Source organism: Rhodoferax sp. UBA5149, from assembly GCF_002413825.1.
GTDB lineage: Bacteria > Pseudomonadota > Gammaproteobacteria > Burkholderiales > Burkholderiaceae_C > Rhodoferax.
Genome location: NZ_DHXT01000046.1, coordinates 1 through 1,715, shown reverse-complemented (window position 1 = coordinate 1,715; position 1,715 = coordinate 1). Strand labels below are relative to the sequence as shown.

Below are 1,715 nucleotides of genomic sequence, written 5' to 3'. Positions count from 1 at the left end.
GTGAAAGCAGGCTAGGTCGCCGTCTTGCGGGGCCCATCAGGCATGGTGCGCAGCATGAACTGGTCAAACAGCGGCACGGTGAATGCGGTGTCGCCATGTGCCGGGCTGTAGATCATTCCTTTTTTTATCAGGCTGGAGCGCAGCGGCGCAATGGTTTGCACTTTGACGCCCAAGCGCTCAGCCACACCACCTGAACGCTGGCCGACTACACCACCCCCGCCTGACGCAGTGCCGCCATTTGCGCCGCATCCAGCCCCAATTCGGCCAGCACTTCATCGGTGTGCTCGCCCAACGCGGGCGGCGCCCGCAGGAGCACTGGCGGCGTGGCCATCAGGCGCAGCGGACTGGCCACGGTTGCTATCGATTCAATAGCTGATTGTGCAACAACGGCGGGGGCTAGAGGCTGATTTACCACCAAGCCCCGGGCTTTCACCTGGGCGTCGTCAAAGGCCTGGCCCAGATCGTTGATGGGGCCGCAAGGCACCGCCTTGTCTTCCAGCAGGGCAATCCACTGCGCGGTGGTGCGCGTGCGGGTGACCGCTTCCATTGCCGGGATCAGCGCGCTGCGGTGGGTGACACGCCCGGCCATGCCGGCAAAGCGCTCGTCATCCGCCCATTCAGGCTTGCCGACGGCGTTGCAGAAGCGGCGGAACTGGCCGTCGTTGCCGATGGCCAGCAGCATGGCGCCGTCCAGCGTCGGGAAGTCCTGGTACGGCGCCAGGCTGGGGTGGCTGTTGCCTTGGCGCTGCGGCACTTTGCCAGTGTTCAAAAAGCCTGCGGCCTGATTCGCCAGAATGGCCATGCCGACGTCCAGCAGGGCCATGTCGATGTGCTGGCCCTCGCCGGTGCGGTGGCGCACCTCGATGGCGGCCAGGATGGCCGTGGCGGCGTAGACCCCGGTGAACAGGTCCGTCAACGCCACGCCGACGCGTTGCGGGCCGCCGCCGGGCACCTCGTCAGCCTTGCCGGTGATGCTCATCATGCCGGTCATGGCCTGGATCATCAGGTCATAACCGGCGCGCTCGGCATACGGGCCGTCCTGGCCAAAGCCGGTCACAGAACAGTAGATCAGGCGCGGGTTGAGGGCTTTCAGGCTCGCATAATCCAGCCCGTAAGCGGCAAGGCCGCCGACCTTGAAGTTCTCGACCAGGATGTCGCTCTGCACCGCCATCTGGCGGATCAGGGCCTGGCCCTCGGGCTGGGCCATGTCGATGGTGATGGAGCGTTTGTTGCGGTTGCAGGCGGTGAAGTAGCTGGCCTGGTCGGTGTCATGGCCCTGCGCGTCTTGCAGGAACGGCGGGCCCCAGTGGCGCGTGTCGTCGCCGGCACCGGGGCGCTCGACCTTGATGACATCGGCGCCCAGGTCGGCGAGCATCTGGGTGCACCAGGGGCCGGCCAGCACGCGGGAGAGGTCCAGTACTTTGAGGTGGGCCAGGGCTGCGGGTTTGTCGTTCATGGGTTTGCTTCTTGGTTCGAATTCGAAACGTCTTGCGGCTGTGTGCTGTGGCGCCTGCCAGGGTGGGTCAGTCCGGGGCCCACAGTCCCAGACGCCGCCACCACAAAAGCAAGCCCGCCGGGAACCTGTCTTAGTTCGAGAACGCCGCAATCCCGGTCTGCGCCCGGCCCAGGATCAGGGCATGGATGTCGTGCGTGCCTTCGTAGGTGTTCACCACTTCGAGGTTGACCAGATGACGCGCCACGCCGAACTCGTCGGA

Annotated in this window: 2 protein-coding genes and 1 pseudogene; all 3 read right to left on the bottom strand. The window is 65.5% G+C overall.

The genetic code is table 11. The annotated features are described in order from the left end of the window. Positions 1-11 precede the first annotated feature (11 nt). Positions 12-185 (bottom strand): hypothetical protein, encoded by a 174-nt coding sequence (locus B3V69_RS03620; protein ID WP_296443888.1) that lies wholly within the window; start codon positions 183-185, stop codon positions 12-14. 20 nt (positions 186-205) lie between these two features. Continuing rightward, positions 206-1,456, bottom strand: a complete 1,251-nt coding sequence (locus B3V69_RS03615) for a CaiB/BaiF CoA transferase family protein (protein WP_296443885.1) — start codon at positions 1,454-1,456, stop codon at positions 206-208. Between the two features lie 130 nt (positions 1,457-1,586). Further along, positions 1,587-1,715: pseudogene (locus tag B3V69_RS03610) on the bottom strand (acyl-CoA dehydrogenase); the annotation flags it as partial.